Source organism: Celeribacter sp. (genome assembly GCF_048266405.1).
In the GTDB taxonomy this organism is placed as follows: Bacteria; Pseudomonadota; Alphaproteobacteria; order Rhodobacterales; family Rhodobacteraceae; genus Celeribacter.
Genome location: NZ_JBLWZO010000017.1, coordinates 1 through 20,482, shown reverse-complemented (window position 1 = coordinate 20,482; position 20,482 = coordinate 1). Strand labels below are relative to the sequence as shown.

18 protein-coding genes are annotated in these 20,482 nt (G+C 56.2%); 6 read left to right on the top strand and 12 right to left on the bottom strand.

The genetic code is table 11. The annotated features are described in order from the left end of the window. Positions 1 to 85: 85 nt before the first annotated feature. From ACN0TS_RS17295 to ACN0TS_RS17260, 8 genes are all read right to left on the bottom strand, one after another. Positions 86 to 2,599 (bottom strand): cation:proton antiporter, encoded by a 2,514-nt coding sequence (locus ACN0TS_RS17295; RefSeq protein WP_417260590.1) that lies wholly within the window; start codon positions 2,597 to 2,599, stop codon positions 86 to 88. A gap of 242 nt (positions 2,600 to 2,841) precedes the next feature. Then, complete coding sequence (locus ACN0TS_RS17290) at positions 2,842 to 3,573, bottom strand: peptidase (protein WP_417260577.1); 732 nt, start codon at positions 3,571 to 3,573, stop codon at positions 2,842 to 2,844. 34 nt (positions 3,574 to 3,607) lie between these two features. Continuing rightward, positions 3,608 to 4,405 carry a transglutaminase family protein gene (locus tag ACN0TS_RS17285; RefSeq protein ID WP_417260576.1) on the bottom strand — a complete coding sequence of 266 codons (798 nt, stop codon included), beginning with the start codon at positions 4,403 to 4,405 and terminating at the stop codon, positions 3,608 to 3,610. After that, positions 4,405 to 5,346, bottom strand: coding sequence for an alpha-E domain-containing protein (locus tag ACN0TS_RS17280; RefSeq protein WP_417260575.1), 942 nt, complete (start codon positions 5,344 to 5,346; stop codon positions 4,405 to 4,407). The genes ACN0TS_RS17285 and ACN0TS_RS17280 overlap by 1 nt, the downstream gene beginning before the upstream one ends. A 1-nt stretch (position 5,347) precedes the next feature. Further along, on the bottom strand, positions 5,348 to 6,775 hold the full coding sequence (locus tag ACN0TS_RS17275) for a circularly permuted type 2 ATP-grasp protein (protein ID WP_417260574.1): 1,428 nt from the start codon (positions 6,773 to 6,775) through the stop codon (positions 5,348 to 5,350). A gap of 261 nt (positions 6,776 to 7,036) precedes the next feature. Next, complete coding sequence (locus ACN0TS_RS17270) at positions 7,037 to 8,143, bottom strand: M24 family metallopeptidase (RefSeq protein WP_417260573.1); 1,107 nt, start codon at positions 8,141 to 8,143, stop codon at positions 7,037 to 7,039. A 93-nt stretch (positions 8,144 to 8,236) separates the two neighbouring features. Beyond that, positions 8,237 to 9,826, bottom strand: a complete 1,590-nt coding sequence (locus tag ACN0TS_RS17265) for an ABC transporter substrate-binding protein (protein ID WP_417260572.1) — start codon at positions 9,824 to 9,826, stop codon at positions 8,237 to 8,239. A gap of 46 nt (positions 9,827 to 9,872) precedes the next feature. Further along, on the bottom strand, positions 9,873 to 10,487 hold the full coding sequence (locus ACN0TS_RS17260) for a helix-turn-helix domain-containing protein (protein ID WP_417260571.1): 615 nt from the start codon (positions 10,485 to 10,487) through the stop codon (positions 9,873 to 9,875). 234 nt (positions 10,488 to 10,721) lie between these two features. Between ACN0TS_RS17260 and ACN0TS_RS17255 the strand changes: the two genes are divergently transcribed. The 6 genes from ACN0TS_RS17255 (at position 10,722) to ACN0TS_RS17230 (ending at position 16,847) form a co-directional block, all read left to right on the top strand. Next, the gene (locus ACN0TS_RS17255; RefSeq protein ID WP_417260570.1) at positions 10,722 to 11,780 is read left to right on the top strand and encodes an ABC transporter permease; all 1,059 of its coding nucleotides are present in this window, start codon (positions 10,722 to 10,724) and stop codon (positions 11,778 to 11,780) included. A gap of 9 nt (positions 11,781 to 11,789) precedes the next feature. Continuing rightward, positions 11,790 to 12,695: an ABC transporter permease gene (locus ACN0TS_RS17250; protein ID WP_417260569.1), complete on the top strand. Its 906-nt coding sequence runs from the start codon at positions 11,790 to 11,792 to the stop codon at positions 12,693 to 12,695. After that, the gene (locus ACN0TS_RS17245; protein WP_417260568.1) at positions 12,692 to 13,531 is read left to right on the top strand and encodes an ABC transporter ATP-binding protein; all 840 of its coding nucleotides are present in this window, start codon (positions 12,692 to 12,694) and stop codon (positions 13,529 to 13,531) included. The genes ACN0TS_RS17250 and ACN0TS_RS17245 overlap by 4 nt, the downstream gene beginning before the upstream one ends. Next, positions 13,528 to 14,277: an ABC transporter ATP-binding protein gene (locus ACN0TS_RS17240; RefSeq protein WP_417260567.1), complete on the top strand. Its 750-nt coding sequence runs from the start codon at positions 13,528 to 13,530 to the stop codon at positions 14,275 to 14,277. The genes ACN0TS_RS17245 and ACN0TS_RS17240 overlap by 4 nt, the downstream gene beginning before the upstream one ends. Positions 14,278 to 14,280: 3 nt before the next feature. Next, a complete protein-coding gene (locus ACN0TS_RS17235) occupies positions 14,281 to 14,769 on the top strand; it encodes a GAF domain-containing protein (RefSeq protein WP_417260566.1) in 489 nt (162 codons plus the stop codon). Between the two features lie 434 nt (positions 14,770 to 15,203). Next, entirely contained in the window at positions 15,204 to 16,847 is a 1,644-nt protein-coding gene (locus ACN0TS_RS17230; RefSeq protein ID WP_417260565.1) for a BCCT family transporter, read from the top strand. 58 nt (positions 16,848 to 16,905) lie between these two features. Here the strand turns inward: ACN0TS_RS17230 and ACN0TS_RS17225 are convergent, their stop codons facing one another. From ACN0TS_RS17225 to dctP, 4 genes are all read right to left on the bottom strand, one after another. Next, entirely contained in the window at positions 16,906 to 17,826 is a 921-nt protein-coding gene (locus ACN0TS_RS17225; RefSeq protein WP_417260564.1) for an XdhC family protein, read from the bottom strand. A 97-nt stretch (positions 17,827 to 17,923) separates the two neighbouring features. Further along, positions 17,924 to 19,246 carry a TRAP transporter large permease gene (locus tag ACN0TS_RS17220; RefSeq protein ID WP_417260563.1) on the bottom strand — a complete coding sequence of 441 codons (1,323 nt, stop codon included), beginning with the start codon at positions 19,244 to 19,246 and terminating at the stop codon, positions 17,924 to 17,926. Continuing rightward, positions 19,239 to 19,793 (bottom strand): TRAP transporter small permease subunit, encoded by a 555-nt coding sequence (locus tag ACN0TS_RS17215; protein WP_417260562.1) that lies wholly within the window; start codon positions 19,791 to 19,793, stop codon positions 19,239 to 19,241. The genes ACN0TS_RS17220 and ACN0TS_RS17215 overlap by 8 nt, the downstream gene beginning before the upstream one ends. 43 nt (positions 19,794 to 19,836) lie before the next feature. Next, positions 19,837 to 20,482, bottom strand: a 646-nt coding sequence (gene dctP / locus ACN0TS_RS17210; protein WP_417260561.1) for a TRAP transporter substrate-binding protein DctP, incomplete at its 5' end; no start/stop codon positions are given.

Genomic DNA, 20,482 nt, shown 5'->3' with positions numbered 1-20,482 from the left:
CGGCAACGTCTAGCACACATGGCTGCCCGTGGTGGGCTTGGACTGAGCATTTTCTGGATCGGGCAATAGAAGTGAATACCCTCATTTAAGTTTCAGTGGCGATGTCTTTCAAAAGTGCATCCGGATCAATGCCGCGTTTTTCTGCACTGGCGCGCACAGCACTTCTTAGCGCTGGTATCTTTTTAAGAAGACGCTGAAACTGCGCCACATCAAGAACAAGCAACGTCGTTGGAGCGATGGCGCGCACTTCGGAACGGGGCGCATTTTTCATCAAGATAGACACTTGCCCGAACATATCCGCCCGACCCAAACGCGATGTCTGACCTGCGATTTCCAATTCGACCGCCCCAGAGGCGATAAAAAACACATGCTTCAATGCGCCGTCTTTGCGCAAAATGGTGCTTCCCGCATTGACATAACGGGTCTTCAACGCGCGACCAAGTCGCCGCACGGATTTGGCATCCAGATCTGCGAACGGCGGAAACTGTTTGATCAGCTCATAGCGCTTCACCTCGAAATCAAGAGGAGGACGGTCTTCTGCTGTGGCACGCCGTTTCGTGAGATCTTGCATCAAAGCGGTATAAACTTCTGCGCCAATCAGCCCGTCTTCGCGCATCGCCTCGTATTCTCGTTCCTCAAACCGCAAGGTGGTACGTTTTATAAAACGACGCTCCAACTCTTCGGCATATCCAGGATATTGCAGCCGCAAACCATCCAGAGCGGTTTCCACAAGTTCGACCCGCCGCGCTACCATATCTGATAGTAGGCCAGCGACCCGTCGTCCGTGAATTCGGCGTATACGCCCCTCAATAAAAGACCCTAGATCGCGTAGGATCAGCCGTTGTGACAGCAAAAGCTCAAATCGATCTGCCGTCAGGCGCACCAAAGGTGCAGATATCCGTAGTTTGCTATGCAGAAGCCCTGCTGCTCGAAACGCGCGCCCATAAGCAACGGAGCGCCGCGCCGCCCGCTGATAGCCGGCACGCCCATCCGAACGCGCACCTTCAATCAGTCGGTCAGCATCCAAAAGAGTCTTCTCAGCCATGCGCGCCGAAATTGTTCGCTCATGCACACGGTTCAAGATTGTGTCGCGTTCGAACCCTGCCAACGCGATCAGCCCCAAAGTAATTCGGTCACGATCAAGGATATCCTCGCTGTCTTCCGCTGTTTTAACAGCGGTCTCCAGTCGTTCACCAAACGCCTTCGCCTCCGTGCGCACGACCTCATGAGTGAGGGCGTAGTCCTCAGTCGTTCGCGACACATCTTCGCGCACGGTTTGCAGGGCGACAGCGACAACCTGCCGCGACATGGCTTCATCAATCGGTGACAGGCGATCGAGCCCTAGCCAGCCGATAACGGACCTCAAAGTCGTACCCTGTACCAGCAAGGTAAACAGGGTAAACCCAGTGGCAAGAATGCCAACCAGACGTTTGACTTCTACTGGAACCCGCAGGCTTTCTGTGACGGCGAGCGCCAACGCAAGTGTCACAGCACCCCGCAGCCCGCCCCAAAGGATTGCAGTCCGGTAAGGCTGTTCGACAGCGGGAGATACCCTTAGCAGTGTCAGGAATGGCAACAGAACGAAAAGTATAACCGCGCGCGCGGCAAACGCGGCAACTATCACAACGCCGATGAGGGCAAGGTCTTCGATCCTGACATCTGCCAACAATCGGGGTATCAATAGTGCGGCGAGGATAAAGATCAATGCGCCAGCCCAATGGGCAAGCAAATCCCAGACCTCGCGCAAATTGACCCATGCGTGAGGTGGCAATCGCCCTGGACCGGTCAAGTTAAGTGTCAGCCCTGCCGCAACCACAGCGATGACACCCGATGCGCCGATGATTTGTTCAGACCCGATATAGGCAAGATAGGGCAATGCGACCGAGACAGAGGCCAGTGCCAGTTCATGTGCGCTGATCAAGGACATGGACCAGATCGCAATCCGCGCGGCAAGCCAACCCGTCAAGGCGCCTCCCATGATCAAGACCGGAAACTGAGCAATGGCGTCACCCAATTTAGGGTCGGGTGTCCCGAGCATAACAAACCCCATGAACAAACCAAACAACGCAATAGCGGCAGCATCATTCAGCAGGCTTTCACCCTCGATGATCCGTGAAAGTCTTCGGGGGGCAGCGATGGACCGAAAGATCGAGACAACCGCGGAAGGATCAGTCGTCGAGACGATTGCCCCGATCAACAGACACGCCGCCAAGGGCAGCGAACTCGCCCACGAAAGCGCGTACCCGACACTGAACGTCGCCAATATCACAGCGACGATGGCCAAAACCATAATAGGAACCCAATCGTCCAACATCCGACGCAGATTCATCCCCAAGGTTGCCTGAAACAACAGTGTCGGCAGAAAAACATACAGGAAGACGTTGGATCGAATTGGAAATTTTAGGATCGCCTCCGCAACCGGATTAAGCGCATCCGTCAGGTCAGTGCGCAAAAAGAAGATTGCGCCCGAGCCAATAAGGATACCCAGAATAGCGAGAATAACGCTGTATGGCAGGCGCAACTGTGCAGCGAGAGGCTCCGCCGCTCCAATGACAACAAAAAGCGATGCGATGATCGCAGTGATCAGAACAATATCCATAATTTCAAATAACAGCTTTACGGGTTTTTGGAAGGAGGAGAGTTGCCGCCAGACGGAAGTTAACGTCTTGAAAGTAGGCATCTGTCCGACCACGGGTAGAGGTTACTTTGTCACATTAAGCCGACCTACAGATCAACGCCCCCAAACACGTCTGCTGTGCGGGGGGCACTTCAAAAAAAACGAACCGCGATTGGCAGCTCTGCATCAACCATTCGGTAAAGGCTTGACCCTAGCGGCAACGCTCAAAACTCGTAACTTGGCAACAGTCGGAAAGCATCACGCAACGCATCCCCCCACCCGTTTGAAATTTCCTGATATACGGCATCATCCGTATCGACCCGTTTGGTCCTCTCTATCGAGAACGAGTCATTTTCGTAGATTTGAATATCGAATGGCAAACCAACAGACAGGTTTGATTTGACGGTTGAATCGAACGACACAAGCAGCAGCTTAATAGCGTCAGCGAATTCCATCTGTCGATCATATGCCCGCACGAGGATCGGCTTGCCATACTTTGTCTCACCGATCTGAAAAAACGGCGTATCATCAGAAATCTCGATAAAATTTCCTGCAGGGTAGATCAAAAAGGTCGTCGGTTTGCCGCCTTTGATCTGACCGCCCAAAATAATCGATGCGCCGAATTGATCGTCCGAGGTTTGACCTGTCGGGGATGAACCGGTGATGACCTCACGCAATGTGTCCCCAACCAAGCGTGCAACCTGAAACATCGTCGGCAGGCGCAAGATATTCGGATCGCGCTCGCCTGCGAGCACAGAACGTTCATTCAAAAGACTGATGAGAGATTGCGTCGTGGCAAGGTTGCCCGCCGTCATAATGGTAATTGCGCGTTCATTTGGCACGTTCCAGTGGAACATTTTCTTGCTGACGGCAAAATTATCAACACCCGCACTGGTGCGTGTGTCCGACATAAAGACCAACCCTTGGTCCAGTCGCATTCCGATGCAATACGTCATTTCATTCTATCCGAAAAGAAACCTCAGTTCCTCTTTACTGCTGAACCTGCAAAGATACCATGAGCGTTTCATCGGCACTCCCCATGCGCAGCCCTTCGATCGGGGCCGCATCACGCGCATCGCGACCAATAGCGAGGCGCACATATTTCTCATCGGGCGACACCCCGTTAGAGACATCAAATCCAACCCACCCCAGTCCGTCGATATAGACCTCGGCCCATGCGTGGGTTGCCTCTTGTTGTACCTCTTCATTGGTTTGCAGATATCCACTGACGTAGCGCGCAGGCAGTTCTGACAACCGCGCCGCCGCAACAAAAATCTGTGCATGATCCTGACAAACACCCGTCTTGCCTTGAAGCGCCTCCTCGGCGGGGGTGTCCACTGCCGTCTCACCTCCTTTGTAGGGGAGCGCCTTGAGAATAGCATCGGACAGGCTGTGCAATTCGGCAAGCTGTCCGCTGACATCCGAGGTGATCCTTGGCAAGGCCTTGATCGCCGCGCCGGGCAGTGTCAGCGCCGTCGGCTGTCGAAAATGCCAAAGGGGTGCGCGGCCGAACACGGGACCAAGCACACCGCTACCGTTCAGCGTGCGGACCTGTCCATTGGCGTGAATGCTTAAAACACTCGCCCCAGGCTCGATGCTCACGAGATCGACGTGATTGCCGTAATGGTCGAGATAGCTGGTTTCAATCTTGCCACCCATTATCTCCACATCCCAGTCGATGACCTGTTGCATCACGGATGTGAGAGGGCGCAAGCGCACTTTTTGCAGCGCGTAATCCACGGGCGCGCTATAAGCGTATTCGGTTGTGTGGCTGATGCTAAGTTCCATTATCGTGTGAACCTGTAGTCGATTTCGATTTGATGAGCGAGGTTGGCCGTGCTGCCAATCACGCCGCTCACGAATTGGTGCAAGCCCTCGTCAAAAATCGCATCTATGTCAGGCGTCATCAGCCGCGCCTTAAGCGCCTCAGCCATATCATTGGACGGTAGACTGGTCCCGTAATTTTGCGTCAACTGTGATAAGCTATTTACGATCTGTTCGGCACTGAAGGCCAACGAACGCGGCATCCGTCGGTCAAGGATCAAAAACTCGGCAATTGCGGGGGCAGTGAAGTCCCCTTCAACGGCCCAGCGAAACGACCTATGCGCAGAAACCGAGCGCAAAATCGTTTCCCATTGCACGTTGTCGAGGCGGCTGCCGACGAACGAGGGCGCGGGCAGAAGCGAATAGTATTTCACATCAATGATCCGCGCCGTGTTGTCCATGCGTTCAACAAAGGTGCCTAGACGGCAAAAATCGTAGATATCATTGCGCAACATCGTCCCGTGCAATGCACCTCGCACCAGACCTGATTGCTGTCGTATTGTCGCAAGCACAGCGGGGAGGTCTGTCTGGGAAATTTCATCCTTCAGCAGCTCCGTGAACAGCATCCACGTTTCGTTAACAGCACACCACACTTCGGTCGTCAGCGCGGTGCGAACCAGACGGGCGTTATCGCGCGCAGATTTGATGATGGACAGCACCGAGCTTGAATTTCTGGGTTCGCGGAGCAGGAAATCCACCACCTGCGCACTATCATATCCGTCACAGATCGCCTCATAGGCCTGCTGTGCAGCAAGCGTCGATATCACCGACTGCCATTCGGCTTCGGCTGTGGTGGAACGTGTCAGCGCGATGCGAAACCCCGCCTCGATCAAACGCGCGGTATTCTCGGCCCGCTCTAGCGAGCGGAACATCCAATACAGACCTCCTGCGGTTTTTCCCAACATATCAGTCTTCCAATACCCAAGTGTCTTTTGTGCCGCCGCCTTGGCTTGAATTGACCACTAACGAGCCTTCTGTTAGCGCAACGCGGGTCAACCCGCCCGAGGTGATGTTGACCCCATTGGGCGACACCAACGCGAAAGGACGCAAATCGACATGACGTGGCGCGAGGCCGCTCTCTGTGAAAATCGGCACGGTCGATAGCGACAGTGTTGGCTGCGCGATGTAGTTATTGGGGCGCGAGCGCAGCTTGTCGGCGAAATCCGACAACTCCTGTTTAGTGGCGGCGGGGCCAACCAACATGCCATAGCCGCCAGAGCCATGCACCTCTTTGACGACCAGATCGGCGAGGTTATCGAGTACATATTGGAGCGCCTGCGGCTCCGAACATCGGAAGGTTTCGACGTTCTTGAGGATCGCGGGCTCACCCGTATAAAACTTTATGATCTCAGGGATATAGCTATAAACTGCCTTATCATCGGCCACGCCCGTACCGGGGGCGTTAGCAATCGTAATGTTGCCCGCGCGGTAGACATCCATGATCCCAGGCACCCCAAGCATAGAGTTAGGATTGAACGTAAGCGGATCAAGATATTCATCATCGACGCGGCGATAGAGCACATCAATGGTTTTATAGCCCTTGGTCGTGCGCATGGCGATATGACCATCGACCACCCGCAGGTCATGCCCTTCGACCAGTTCCACACCCATTTGATCGGCCAGAAAACTGTGTTCGTAGTAAGCGGAATTGTGAATGCCGGGCGTAAGGATCGCCACGCAAGGGCGGCCTGTACATCCAAGCGGCGCAGAGGCCTCAAGCGAGCGCCGCAGATTTTTAGGGTAATCGCTTACGGGCTGCACAGAAATGCTGCTGAACAGTTCTGGGAACATCTGCAACATCGTTTCGCGGTTCTCCAGCATATAGCTGACGCCCGAAGGCGTGCGTGCATTGTCTTCGAGGACGAAGAAATCATCCTCGCCCGTGCGCACGATGTCGGTTCCCACAATATGGGTGTAGATGTTACCCGGAGGGCTGAAATCCATCATTTGCGGTAAAAAGGCGTCATTTTGTGCGATCAGCTCGGTCGGGATAATACCCGCCCGCAAGATCTCCTGCCGATTATAGATGTCATGCAAAAATGCATTGATAGCATAAATCCGTTGCTCAATACCCTTTGAAAGCTTGGTCCACTCTCGCGACGAAATAATCCGTGGCACGAGATCGAACGGGATCAAACGCTCCTCAGCGTCGTGTTCCCCATAGACGTTAAAGGTGATCCCCGTACGTCTGAAAAAGGCCTCGGCTTCCTTGGACTTTTGGGCAAGCCGTTCATTGTTCTGTTTGGCGAACCATGCATCGTAACCAACATACGGAGGCCGAGGCTGTCCGCTGGATGTGTGCATTTCACTGAAGTGCGGCTTTTTTGTTGTCATGTCTCGACGGTAATTGCTTCTCAAGATTAAGCAACATGATGCCGCATTGTACGTGGGGTTACCCGCTTATGCGCTTAAAATTTAATCATACCCGCGGATATATTGCATTCGACTTCGATCCGTCGGGATCAGTCGGCCGTCATACCCAATGACGGTAAGCTCGCATACCAAATGATGCGGATTTTGTAGAGGCTCATATGTTAAAACAGCGGTGAGAGATTTCTCACCGCCGTTTCTTAGCCAATCTTTGACAAATTGTGGTCAACCGACGCGCACCATGTCGCGGGGCATTTCGGAGAAGATTTCCGCGCCATCTTGGCGCAGGATCACAATTTCTTCCAGACGGATACCGAATTTGCCATCAAGATAGATGCCTGGCTCGATGGAAAACACGTTGCCTTGTGCTAACACAACATCGGAGTTGGCGGCGATATAGGGTGGTTCGTGGATGTCGATGCCAAGGCCGTGGCCCGTGCGGTGCAGGAAACGGTCGCCGTAACCTGCGTCGGTGATCACGTCGCGTGCGGCCTTGTCGATGGCACTGGCACGCACTCCCGGCTTGGCGGCGGCGATTGCGGCCTTAACAGCGCATTCCACCACGGCAAAGACCTCCTCATATCCCTCTTCCGGCTTGCCGAAATAGCCGCAGCGGGTCATGTCGGAGGGGTAGCCGTTGAGGCGGCACCCCGTGTCAATCAGCACCGCCGTATCACGCTCCAGTTTGGATGCACCCGACGTGTGGTGCGGGAAGGCACCCGAGGCTCCGAAACAAACCGAGCAGAATTCCAGCGAGGCACCAAGGGCGGCATATTCGGATTTGATCAACTCGACGATCTCGGCTTCGGTCACACCTTCCTTGAGCGCGGCGAAGGCGGCTTTCACCGCCGTGTCATTTACCAGATGCGCGTCCTTGATGGCCTTGAATTCAGCCTCATCCTTAGAAGCGCGGAGCAGGGCAACGGTGTCCTCGGTGAAGCGGCGGCGCGGGCTGTCCATTGCGTCGAGCAGGCGCAGAGAGAAATCCGTGCGCATGGTTTCGTCCAGCACGACCGAGAGGTTGGCACCCGTCGCGCCACAGGCCTCCAAAAGTTCGGCGAGTGCCGCATCGGGGCCTTGATCATCGCGCCAGCAGTGAAACGGCAGGTCGGTGTCCTTACGCGCGGCCGCAGAGTTCAGCGCGGGCATCAGAAACCCCGCATAGGATTTGCTGACCAGAAGCATCACGGGCCGTTCGTCACCGTGGGGATGAACGCCTGCCAGGTAGGCCATGTGGCTGGAGGGGCCGACCGCGACAAGGTCGGTTCCTGTCTGTTCCATACGGTCGCGTAGGGCGGCAATGCGGGCAACGGTCAGCGGGAAATCGGTCATCGGACACTCCAGAGATGCTTGGGGAATTCGGGGGAAAAGAAGTGGGCCGCCGCGCGAACGGCGACCCACAAAGGTCAGATCAGGACCGTCGGCTTAGTCTTTTTCGACCAGACGGTAGTAAACGAAGTCGGATGTCGCGCCGTTCACGTAGCCCGACACATCGTCGTCCATCGCCACCTGATAGGCTGCTTGGAACATGATGACGATGGGGGATTCTTCCTGCACTTCTTTTTGCAGTTCACGATACATGTCGAGACGCACCTCGGGATCGGTCTCGGAAAGAGCGGCCATGGTTTTCTCGTTCATCTCGTCAGGCACGGCCCATGCGTTGCGCCAAGTGGTCGTTGCCGCATAGCTCTCGTCCGAGTTGTCGGAGTTGTATGCAAAGGCCTTGGCATTCGAATGCGGGTCCATGAAGTCGGGGCCCCAATAGAGCAGCATCGCTTCGTGGCTGCGCTCACGGTACTTCGTGATCACCTGACTACCCGTGCCCGGAAGGATCTCGAAGTTGATCCCCGCGTCTGCAAAGCTCGCTTGAAGCGACTGCGCCATATCGGTGAAGGGCGCCGCGTTGATCACGTCGAGCGACACGGTGATAGGTGTTTCGATCCCTGCTTCGTCCAGGATCTCCTTGGCCTTTTCAGGGTCGTAGGAGAAGGGCGTCTCGTCGTAGGAGCCGGGGAAGCCTTTAGGCCAGAAGGCCTGATGCACGTCCATCTGACCCTTGATGATCGTGTCGGTCATACCCTTGTAATCCACCAGATAGCGCGCGGCTTCCCATACGGCGGGATCAGTGAGGCTGTCGATTTTCTGGTTGAACGACAGGAAGTGAACGGCGGCCTGCGGGAAGGTTTCAACCTTGATCTCGTCGCTGTCGAGCGAGGCAATCTGGTCGGGGGTCATGTTGCGGGCCATGTCCACATCGCCCTGCTCCAGCAGCAGTTGCTGCGTGGCGCTTTCGGCAACGTGACGGATGATCACGCTGTCGATTTCTGGCGCGCCATTGAAGTAGGTCGGGTTGGCTTCCAAACGCACCATCTGACCCGCCGCATAGCGTTGCAGCGTGAAGGGGCCAGAGCCCGCCGCATTGGCGTTGAGCCATGCATTGCCCATATCGCCGTCAACTTCGTTTTCTTTGACGAGCGTGCTGTCCACGATGGATGCAGGGCGCGAGGCCAGAACGTTGAGCACGAAGGCGGGGGAGAAGTCGCCGTCATACTTCACGGTGACGGTGTTGCCTTCGCCCGTGACCATCTCGCCGATGTTTTCGGGGGTCCAGCCCAGTTGGGTAAGGATGAAGGCAGGGGTCAGGTTCAGCTTCACCACGCGGGAGAAGGAATAGATCACATCCTCGGCTGTCACGGGGTTGCCCGAGGCAAAAGTTGCGCCATCTCGCAGGGTGAAGGTGATGGTCTTTGCGTCCGCATCGGCTTTCCAATCGGAGGCCAGACCTGCCGCCAGAACGGTGGTGTCCTCGGCGTCGTATTGCACCAGACGGTCATAGAGGTTGGTGAGCAGTTCGCCAGAGGTGAACTCATAGGCCTGCGCGGGGTCGATGGCGACGATATCGTCGATGTTCTGCGCCACCACCAGCACACCATCGGGCGTGTCGGCGAGAACGGCGGGTGCCGCAAGTGGCAAGAGCAATGCACTTGCCAGCAATGTTGTCTTCAGATGTTTCACGGGAGGTCTCCTTGTTAGATACGATTTCTAATCTGATTGTCGCGATTTACGCGTTCTGTTTGTGGGACAATTCGGGAAGCTCGATGGTGCCTTTTCGGTTGAGAACTGTCAGCGTGCCCGTCCAGAGAATCCGAGCGGTTTGATCGGTTGGATTGCTCCAAGCATGCGGCGTGTTGCCGCTGTAGTGCAGACTGTCGCCTAAGGTCATACGAAAGGACTGGCCGTCCAAGGTCTGCTGAATTTCGCCCTCAAGGACGAAAATAATCTCTTCGCCCTCGTGGCTCACGGTTTCAGATACGTAACCCGCGGGGATGTGCAGGATGTAGGAGGACATTTCCGAGCCGGGAAAATCCGCGCCAAGCGCCTCGTAGCGTAGAGAGGAATCATCGAGCGCAAACAGCGGGCGCGTTCCCGTGCGGGTCAGCCCGTCCGAGGGTTTGGACGCTGAAATGAAATAGTCGAGCCCCACATCAAGCGCCGCTGAAATCTGCGCCAACGTGCCGAGCGAAGGCGTTGCGTTGTCGCGTTCAACTTGACTGAGGTAGCCCACGGAGACGCCAGATTTGTCGCAAAGCGCCTGTAAGGTCAGCTTCAACTGCTTGCGGCGTTTGCGGATCGCGGGGCCGATATTGGGCTTTGATGTCAGGTTCTCAGAGGACATTTCTAATTTCACTCTTTGGGTGGAGACCCCCGCCTGAAACATCAGAAAGGGCCACACGTTGGAGGCGTTCTTTCACTCACGCTACAAAAAAAATTTTTGTCATGCAAAAATTATTTTTGTAAATCTGGAAAATTGTTTTATGCCTTAAGGACCAACCGCCGCGTCCGAGGCCTCTCTGACGTCGAGTTTTCACAATCCCGATCCTCCCGAACACCGGTGGATTTGGGAGGAAGAATGGGGACCAGACCCTTGAGCACAGCCGCGACTTCACACGCCGGACTGACGAAGGCCGCCAGCGCATTTGGTGGCTTTGTCATTGTCACACTTCTGACCTTTGTCGGATTGATGGCGATCACATTCTTCATCGGTCGCGTGATCCCGATTGACCCTGTCTTGGCCGTGGTCGGAGATCGCGCCACGCAAGAACAATACGACGCCGCCCGTATCGCAATGGGGTTGGATCGGCCCTTGCTGGTGCAATTCATCTCCTATGTGGGCGATGTGTTCCAAGGCAACCTCGGCCATTCAGTATCCACCAACCGCCCCGTCGCCGAAGACCTTGCCCGCGTCTTTCCCGCAACATTGGAAATGGCGACGCTTGGTATCATCATTGGCATCGGCATGGGGGTTCCTCTGGGCGTTTGGGCCGCCGCCAAACAAGGCACATGGGTGGACCAACTGATCCGCGTCTTTGCGCTTCTCGGCTATTCAGTCCCTGCCTTTTGGCTCGGCCTTGTGGGGTTGGTGGTTTTCTACGCAGGCCTTGGCTGGGTCGGCGGTCCCGGACGCGTCGATATCTTCTATGAAGGACTGGTAGAACCGCACACTGGCCTGTTGCTGATTGATTCCCTCATTGCAGGCGACTGGGATGTGTTCCGTAGTGCGCTGGACCACCTGATCCTGCCCTCCACCATTCTCGGCTTTTTCTCTCTGGCCTATATCGCGCGGATGACGCGCAGTTTCATGCTGGACCAACTCGGTCAGGAATATATCACCACCGCCCGCGTCAAAGGTGTCGCGGAATGGCGGGTGATCTGGACCCACGGGTTCCGTCCTATCCGTGTGCCTCTGATCACGGTGATAGGCCTGTCCTATGCCGCGCTGCTGGAAGGCTCGGTGATGATCGAGACCGTCTTTAGCTGGCCAGGGATCGGTAACTACCTGACCGTGGCTCTGCTGAACGCCGATATGAACGCCGTGCTTGGCTCAACGCTAGTGATCGGCTCGGTCTTTATTCTCATCAACAAGCTGTCGGATGTGCTCTACCGCATTCTCGACCCGCGTAGCCGATAGGAGAGTGCCATGACGACGATGACCAACTGGCTGCTCGACGACTCCCCGACCTCCCGCCTGCAAGCCTCGCTCGGCCACAGCTACCGCATGGCGCGGATGCTGATGCGCAATCCGCTGGCGGTTGTGGGAGCATTGATCCTCTTGATGCTGATCCTCGCAGCAATATTTGCGCCATGGATTGCACCACAGAACCCGCTGGGACAGGAGTTGGGACAACGATTGTTGCCGCCCTCAGCCGCGCATTGGATGGGCACGGACGAATTGGGCCGCGATATTTTCAGCCGCGTCATCTACGGCGCGCGTATCACGCTGATGATCGTCGCACTTGTGGCAGTGATCTCCGCACCGCTCGGCCTCTTGATCGGGGCGATATCGGGCTACTTCGGCGGCTGGGTGGATAAGATTATGATGGGCATCACCGATGTGTTCCTGTCGATGCCCAAACTGATCCTTGCCTTGGCTTTCGTAGCGGCGCTTGGGCCTGGGATCGAGAACGCAATCATTGCCATCGCCATCACCTCGTGGCCCGCCTATGCGCGGATCGCGCGGGCCGAAACGCTGACCTTCCGCAACTCCGAGTTCATCTCGGCCATGCGCCTGCTCGGGGCGTCACATGCACGGATCATCATCCTCCATGTGCTGCCGCTTTGCACCTCCTCAATGATCGTGCGGGTCACACTGGACATGGCGGGTATTATCCTGACCGCCGCGGGTTTGGGCTTCCTCGGTCTTGGCGCACAACCTCCCCTGCCAGAATGGGGGGCGATGATTTCTCGCGGGCGGGCCTTCATCCTCGATCAGTGGTGGGTCGCCACCATGCCCGGCTTTGCCATCATCATCGTTTCGCTCGGCTTCTGCTTTCTGGGCGATGGTCTGCGCGACGTGCTGGACCCCAAACAGGGAGGCAAATCATGAGCCGTTCCCCGTTACTCGAAGTGGAAAACTTGCGTGTCAGCTTTCCCACACCACAGGGACGCGTTGAGGTGGTCAAGGGCCTGTCCTTCACCTTGGGCCGCGAACGCCTTGGCATCGTGGGCGAAAGCGGATCAGGCAAGTCCATGACGGGCCGCGCGATCCTACGACTGATCCGCAAGCCAGGACAGCAGCAGGCCGACAAGATGATGTTTGACGGCATCGACCTGCAAGGGATTTCGGAGCGCAAGATGCGCGACCTTCGTGGCGCGCGGATTTCGATGATCATGCAAGACCCGAAGTTCTCGCTAAACCCCGTAATGACAATCGGTGCGCAGATCGCCGAGGCGCTCAAAACCCACGAGAACCTGCCGCGCCGCGAGGTCAAAGCCCGCGTTCTGGAGATGTTGCATTCCGTGCGGATCAACGATCCCGAACGGGTGGTGGACCTCTATCCGCACGAGGTGTCCGGTGGCATGGGGCAGCGTATCATGATCGCCATGATGCTGATCCCGCGCCCCGACCTGTTGATCGCGGACGAGCCGACATCGGCGCTGGACGTATCGGTGCAAGCGCAGGTGTTGGACCTGATCGACGAATTGGTGCGTGACAAGGGGATGGGGCTGATCCTGATCTCCCACGACCTCAATCTGGTGGCGCGTTACTGCGACCGCATTCTGGTCATGCACGCAGGCGAGGTGGTCGAAAGCTGCGCCGCCGCCGATCTGCACAAGGCCACGCATCCCTACACCAAGGGCCTGTTGGCCGCCGTGCCCCGCATGGAAGAAACCCGCGACGAACTCCCCGTCCTTGACCGCAGCGCATGGAGCGGCACATGAGCGCCATTATTTTGAAAAACCTCGACATTTCCTATGGTGACACCAAGGTTGTCGAAGGAGTGAACATCGAGGTCGCAGAAGGCGAGAGCTTTGCGCTAGTCGGTGAGAGCGGGTCGGGCAAGTCGACGATCCTGAAGGCCATCGCAGGGCTTGCCCCCGATTGGACCGGTGAGATTTCGGTACTCGGCCATCCGCGCGGACATGCCGTCGATCAGGATTTCGCCACCTGTTGCCAGATGGTGTTCCAAGACCCCTATGGCTCCCTGCATCCACGTAAATCCGTGGACACCGTGTTAAGCGAACCGCTCAAAATCCACGGGCTTGGCAATCGCGACGCGCGCGTCAACGACATGCTCGCCGCCGTAGGCCTCGACCAGCGGTTCCGCTTTCGCTATCCGCACCAGCTCTCGGGCGGGCAACGTCAACGGGTCGCCATCGCGCGGGCCTTGATGTTGGAGCCCAAAGTGATGTTGCTCGATGAACCAACCTCGGCGCTTGACGTTTCGGTGCAAGCGGAAATCCTGAACCTGTTGAAGAAGCTGCGCCGCGAACAAGGGCTGACCTATCTGTTGGTCACGCACAACCTGCCCGTGGTCAGTTTCATGTGCGACCGCATGGCCGTGATGAACAAGGGCCGCATTGTCGAGATCGCGCCCGCCTCCGCGCTCCATGATGGCGGTTTCACCGATCCCTATACCCAATCCCTCTACGCTGCGTCAGGCGGCAATCCAGACCGTAAGGACTAAGACATGACAAATACAGATACGGCGCGACGCACCTTCGAAAAGGCGCTATCAGAGGCCACCACGGACGAGCAGGCCTATGTTGCGCTTTGCGCGCTAACCAAGGCCACGGTCGGGGCCAAGCTATTCACGGTGATGACCGCCGACATGGACGCCATGCTCGCCCGTCGCGTCTATACCGACGACGTGGAGAACTACCCCACGACGGGCACCAAGGAAATCGAAATGAACCGCTGGTTCGAGCAGGTGCATGGGCGTCACGAGACCTTTGTCTCCAACACCTTGGCCGATATCGACACCGTATTTCCTGATGCGGAACTGATTGGCAAACTGGGCTGCGGCTCGGTGATCAACCTGCCCGTGATCCTTGGCGGCAAGATGGTGGCGACGGTCAACTTCCTGCACGAAGAGGGCTATTACACGCCCGAGCGTGTGGCGATGGCCCATGAGGTTCTGCGCCTGCCTGCGATGGCGGTTCTGGCCCTCGCCGCCTGATCTAATACTGGTGTTCTGGTTTCAGCTGCACATAAGGCAGCCCTCATCAGGACACTACTTTATCACCCGTTCTCAACTGAATTGGATGCGCGACCAGTAAAATGCCGCGTCGCTTTGCTTCAGCATTGATACACTAACAAACGCCGCCCTCGTGGCGCCGTTTGTATACAAAACTAAAATCGTCTCTTCCGTTCGTCTGAACGTCAGCAAATGAGTTTCCGTGACTTGGTTGCGATCTTGGGGCAAAGGCTGATACCCACAGCAACGTGAGATCAGTTCAACGCGCATTCAGTTTCGATACACCTATGGGTCGCGCGCGTCGGTGACTGTCATCGCTCCGTTCGCAGCGGCATCCATATGGCGTGCCCGATGTCTCCTACGTTTCCGTAGTTGAGGTGTGAACGGACCAAACGAAATTCGAAAAGGAGACTCTTTTGTCTGACGAAACCACCAACCATGGCATACCCGCGCCTCAGGGGGCCGCGGATGTGATCGACACAGAGTATGAAATCGGTCAACACAACGTGGACGGGGCTGTTGGCCCGTTCGGGTTTGACATTCATAACCCTGTGTTCGCCATTTCAGGGGCCGCTATTGTTGCCTTTGTATTTTTTACTTTAGCTCTACCAGAACAGGCCGCGTCTATCTTTAGCGCCATGTTCAATTTCACCACCAAGAACTTTGACTGGTTTCTGATCGGCGCGGCTGATTTGGTTGTGCTGTTTGCCCTGTTCTTGATCGTTTCACCCTTTGGCAAGGTGCGCCTCGGGGGCACCAACGCGCGGCCTGACTATTCCTATGCGGGATGGTTCTCGATGCTGTTCGCCGCAGGTATGGGCATCGGCCTAATGTTCTACGGCGTATCCGAGCCGCTGTCGCACTTCTCATCCTCCATTGGTGGCACCGCCACAGAAGGCGGGGTGCGCACGGACTGGGCGCCGCTCGCAGGGGCGTTGGACAATCAGTCCGAGGCCGTTCGTCTTGGCATGGCGGCTACAATCTACCACTGGGGTCTGCATCCATGGGGCATCTATGCGATTGTTGGCCTCGCACTGGCGCTGTTCACCTATAACAAAGGTCTCCCGCTCACGATCCGCTCCGCATTCTACCCGATTTTCGGGGATCGTGTCTGGGGTTGGCCAGGGCATATCATCGACATTTTGGCAGTGTTCGCGACACTCTTTGGCCTCGCGACATCGCTTGGATTGGGGGCAACACAAGCCAATGCGGGCCTCAACGAGTTATTCGGTATTGAAATCGGCAACACGACCGAAGTGATCCTGATTACGGCCATCACCTCTATCGCCCTGATCTCCGTGCTGCGGGGGCTCGATGGCGGCGTCAAGGTCCTGTCCGAGATCAACATGGGGCTCGCAGGGCTGCTAGCGCTATTTACACTCATCGTCGGCCCCACAGCCTTCTTGTTCTCGTTCTTTTGGGACAGCCTGAAGGCCTATGCCGAATACCTCCCTGCCCTCGCCAATCCGTTTGGCCGTGAAGATGTGAACTTCAGCCAAGGATGGACCGCGTTTTACTGGGCGTGGTGGATCAGCTGGTCGCCTTTCGTTGGGATGTTCATCGCCCGTATCAGCCGCGGCCGTACCGTGCGTGAATTCATCATCTGCGTGTTGTTGATCCCGTCATTGGTCTGCGTGGCATGGATGTCTATCTTCGGCGGGACTGCTATCCATCAGGTGATCCTTGACGGGTTCACTGGGGCGCAATCCGCAGAGTTGCCGCGCCAGTTGTTCCAGATGTTGGGCGAGTTGCCATTGGCCTCCATCACCTCCTTCATCGGTATCGTTTTGGTCATCGTCTTCTTCGTGACCTCATCGGATTCCGGCTCGCTAGTCATCGACACTATCACAGCGGGCGGCAAGGTTGACGCGCCTGTGCCTCAGCGTGTGTTCTGGTGTGTCTTTGAGGGCGCTGTTGCGATCGCATTGCTGCTCGGCGGTGGCCTAGCGGCTCTACAATCCATGGTGATCTCCACAGGCCTATTGTTCACGCTGGTCTTGCTTCTGATGTGCTATTGCATCTTCCGAGGCCTGCAAAGCGAACGCGCCGAGATGATGTAACTCACACCTCGAAAAACGGCACGGGCACAACACAATGCGCCCGTGTCATCCCACAAATTCATGCCCCGCTGTCCTGCATTGCCTTTCCAACAATTTCGGCAAGTACTGATATCGCAAGCGTTGTGGGATCTTTGACCGATGAGATCAGTCCAACGGGTCCATGCATGCGTTCAAGATCCTTGTCAGAAACCCCCATGCCACGCATCGCCGCAAAACGCGCGTCTCGCGCCTTCAAGCTGCCCTGTGCTCCGATGTAGAATGCAGGCGTCTTTAAGGATGCTGCCAGGATTTCAGGCTCCCAATCATGATCGTGAAAAAACAGGATGATTGCAGATCGGTCATCAACGGCCAGATCATCAGGGAACGTCTTTGAGGTCAGCTTTTGCGTCACACAGCCCAAGTTTTTTGCCAGAGCTATGGTCTCGTCGTCTGGTGATAATACAACAGCGGGGTATCCCGCCGACGTTGCAAGAGCGACAAAGGTGTTCACCTCTGGCCCTTTTCCAAAGGCAAAGACGCGGATTTCTGGCACGATATCTATACTGATCCCCGACGCGGTTCGGCGGGTCGCACCGCCAAGCCCCAAGGTCATGGCACCGCTTTCGATATCGATGTCCAATGCACATCGATGCCGTTGCTTTGCCTTGGCATCCAATTGCGTCAGGACCGCCAAATCCGGGGTCGGGAGTAAAACGATTTCCAAGCCCCCGCCACAGGGCAACTGGATATCAATGAACTTTGATCCTCGCCCGTATCGAACAAGGCGCGGAGCACCTTCGCGCAATGTCTCCTGCGCCTGAAGCGCCAAGTCCGCCTCAATACAGCCTGATGACAAGGAGCCAACACAGTCGTTCTTTCCGTAGATCGTCATCATCGCGCCGAGAGGCCGATAGGACGGACCCTCAACGCCAACGATCACGGCAAGAACCGCCCCTCGTGGGCGCTCCAAAATGGCCCGAATAGCAGTGATGTCTTTCATACGACGACTCTCCGCACAGGAATTTGATTACGTCCAAACATGGCGCAGAATGCAAACCCGCTTGGATGTCATAGCACAGCCCGGAACGGGCCACCCCTCACCCGATCACAAGCCCCGGAAACGCAGCGATAAGCGCCAGCACGAGCAACATAATCACCACATAGGGAAATGCCCCCATGAAGATGGATTCGAGCGTTGTGTTTTTATCCCCCAGCGTCGAATGGACAGTGAAGATCGAAATTCCAAACGGCGGAGTCAACAGGCCAACCTCCACTGCGATAACGGTGATGATCCCGAATTGGATCAGATCAAACCCGAGGCCCTGTGCAATCGGTGCAGCAATAGGCACAACAATCAACAAGATCGAGCTGCTGTCCAGTATCATGCCGAGCAGAAGAACAAGTATGACGTAGACAAATAGAAACCCAACAGGACCGTATCCGCTGTTTTGCACAAACGACCCGATGGCCGACGGGATACCTGCTACGGCGAGCATCTGGCTGTAGAAGCTTGCGGCAACGAGAAGGGCCAGAATACCGACAGAGATTGTGCCTGTTTCCGTCAGAACCTGCCACCATTTGCGCAGGTCCAAACTGCGCCGCAGCAAGGCAATAATCAGAGCCGCAAAGGCGCCTACTCCACCTGCTTCGGTTGGCGTAAAGAAGCCACTGTAAAGCCCGCCCAATACGAAGACGACCAAGACCACAATGGGGAGCAGTTTCTTCAGGATTTCCGTCACGGGCATGGCGGGAGGCAATTCATGCTGTTCGGTTTTCTTGCTGAGGTACTCTTGGGTAAAGACGAGACGTGGGGCGAATTTTGCAACGAGCATGATCCAGAGAACAAAGCCGCCGGCGAGGAGCGCCCCAGGGACAAGACCGGCGATAAACATGCGACCGATGGATTGTTCGGCAAGCACGCCATAAATGATGAGGAGCAGGCTTGGAGGGATAAGCATCCCCAACACCGAGCTGCCCGCAACGGTCCCTGCGGAGAAGGACGGGCGATATCCGTGCCGCGTCATTTCAGGCACGGCCACTTTGGTGAAGACCGCAGCCGAGGCAATCGAGACCCCTGTGACGGCGGCAAAAACCGTATTGGCCGCAACTGTGGCTATCCCCAATCCGCCCAAAAGACGGCGTAGCAATGCTTCGGCCACATCAAAGGTGTCTTTGCCAACATTCGAAATGCTGACTAGGTGCCCCATCAGGACAAAGAGCGGAATGGTCGCAAACAGGTAGTTCGCCACACCATTATAGGTCGCAATCGACATCAGGCGCATCGACAGATCGAAGTTGCCTCGAATAATCCAGACGCCCGCAAACGCAACAGCCATAAGCGCCACCGCAATACGCATGCCCAACAGGACCAAAACGAACAAGACGCCAATAAGGATGAGACCGATTGTAATGCTAGTCATCTTGGAAACTCTTTTCAGATTTTGTCAGAACGGCGCTGTCATATGCAACGGCAGCAAAAGCGAGACTGGTGACACCAGACCCAAGCACCACAATCAGGTGGAACGGAAATGTCGGAAGGGTCCAAACCCCACGCACCCCGAAAAACTCGGAGGAGACCCATGCTTCGTACGTGTCTGGCCACGCGGCGAAGACAACAAGACCAAAGAGGACGGCCCCGACGAGGGCGAACAGCATATCAAGAAGATGTACGGTGCGTGGCGAGCCCATACGGATGAGACGCACCAAGAAATCCGCACGGATCAACGCCCCTTTAAGGGCAGCAGCAGGCAACATCAAGAACACGATGGCTACGACGCTACGCCCCGCGATTTCGGCGACGCCAGTGATTGGCGCGGCAAAGAAATTGCGGCCGACAACGTCGGCCACAATCAAGAGCATAATGGCAAAAATCCATATCGTTCCAATTGCGGCAATAGCGCTCAACACAGCCTGAAAAGCCCGTCTTAAAGGCCCCGTGCTTTGGGTGAAGGTACGTTCGTGCGGCATGTCATGTCCAATTCGATGGAGTGAAACAAAATGGATTCAGGGTTTAGATTTCGGCGGACCAATCACGCGCAGGCGTAATGCCGCGGGCTTTCAACTCGTCAAAATAAGCCTTGAGGACGGTCGCGGCAGCGGGGCCGTTCGCATCGAGCCAAGGCTTCGTGACATTGGGCAAGGTTGCGGCCCATTTCTCACGCTCGGACTGTGCCATCTCATTGACTTGAAGCCCAGCGGCAACCATCTCCGTCATCGCATTTGTCGAACGCTCGGTCACATAGTCACCGTGGCTGCGCGATGTGATACGGCCTGCTTCACGCAAAGCTACCTGCACGTCGGCGGGAAGGCGGTCGTGAAACTTCTTATTGACGGCAATGCCACCAAAATACATCGACCCGAACCCAACGCGCGACAGGTGTGGTGCCACCTCATAAACGCGGGTTGGCTGAATGCCACTGGCAAACGATAGCGTGCCCTCGGACACACCTGTTTGGATGTCGGTGTAGTAGGTTGTCAGCGCCCCGTTGACGGGTGTTGCCCCTGTATCGGCCAACCAGTTCGCTGATGTGCCCGGCGCATTCAAACGGCGGTTTTTCACATCGTCGACCGAATTGATCGGGAAGTTGGAATAGATGTCATAGTTGTCTGTCACCAACGATGACAAATGCACCATGTTTTGATCTGTCCAACCTGCG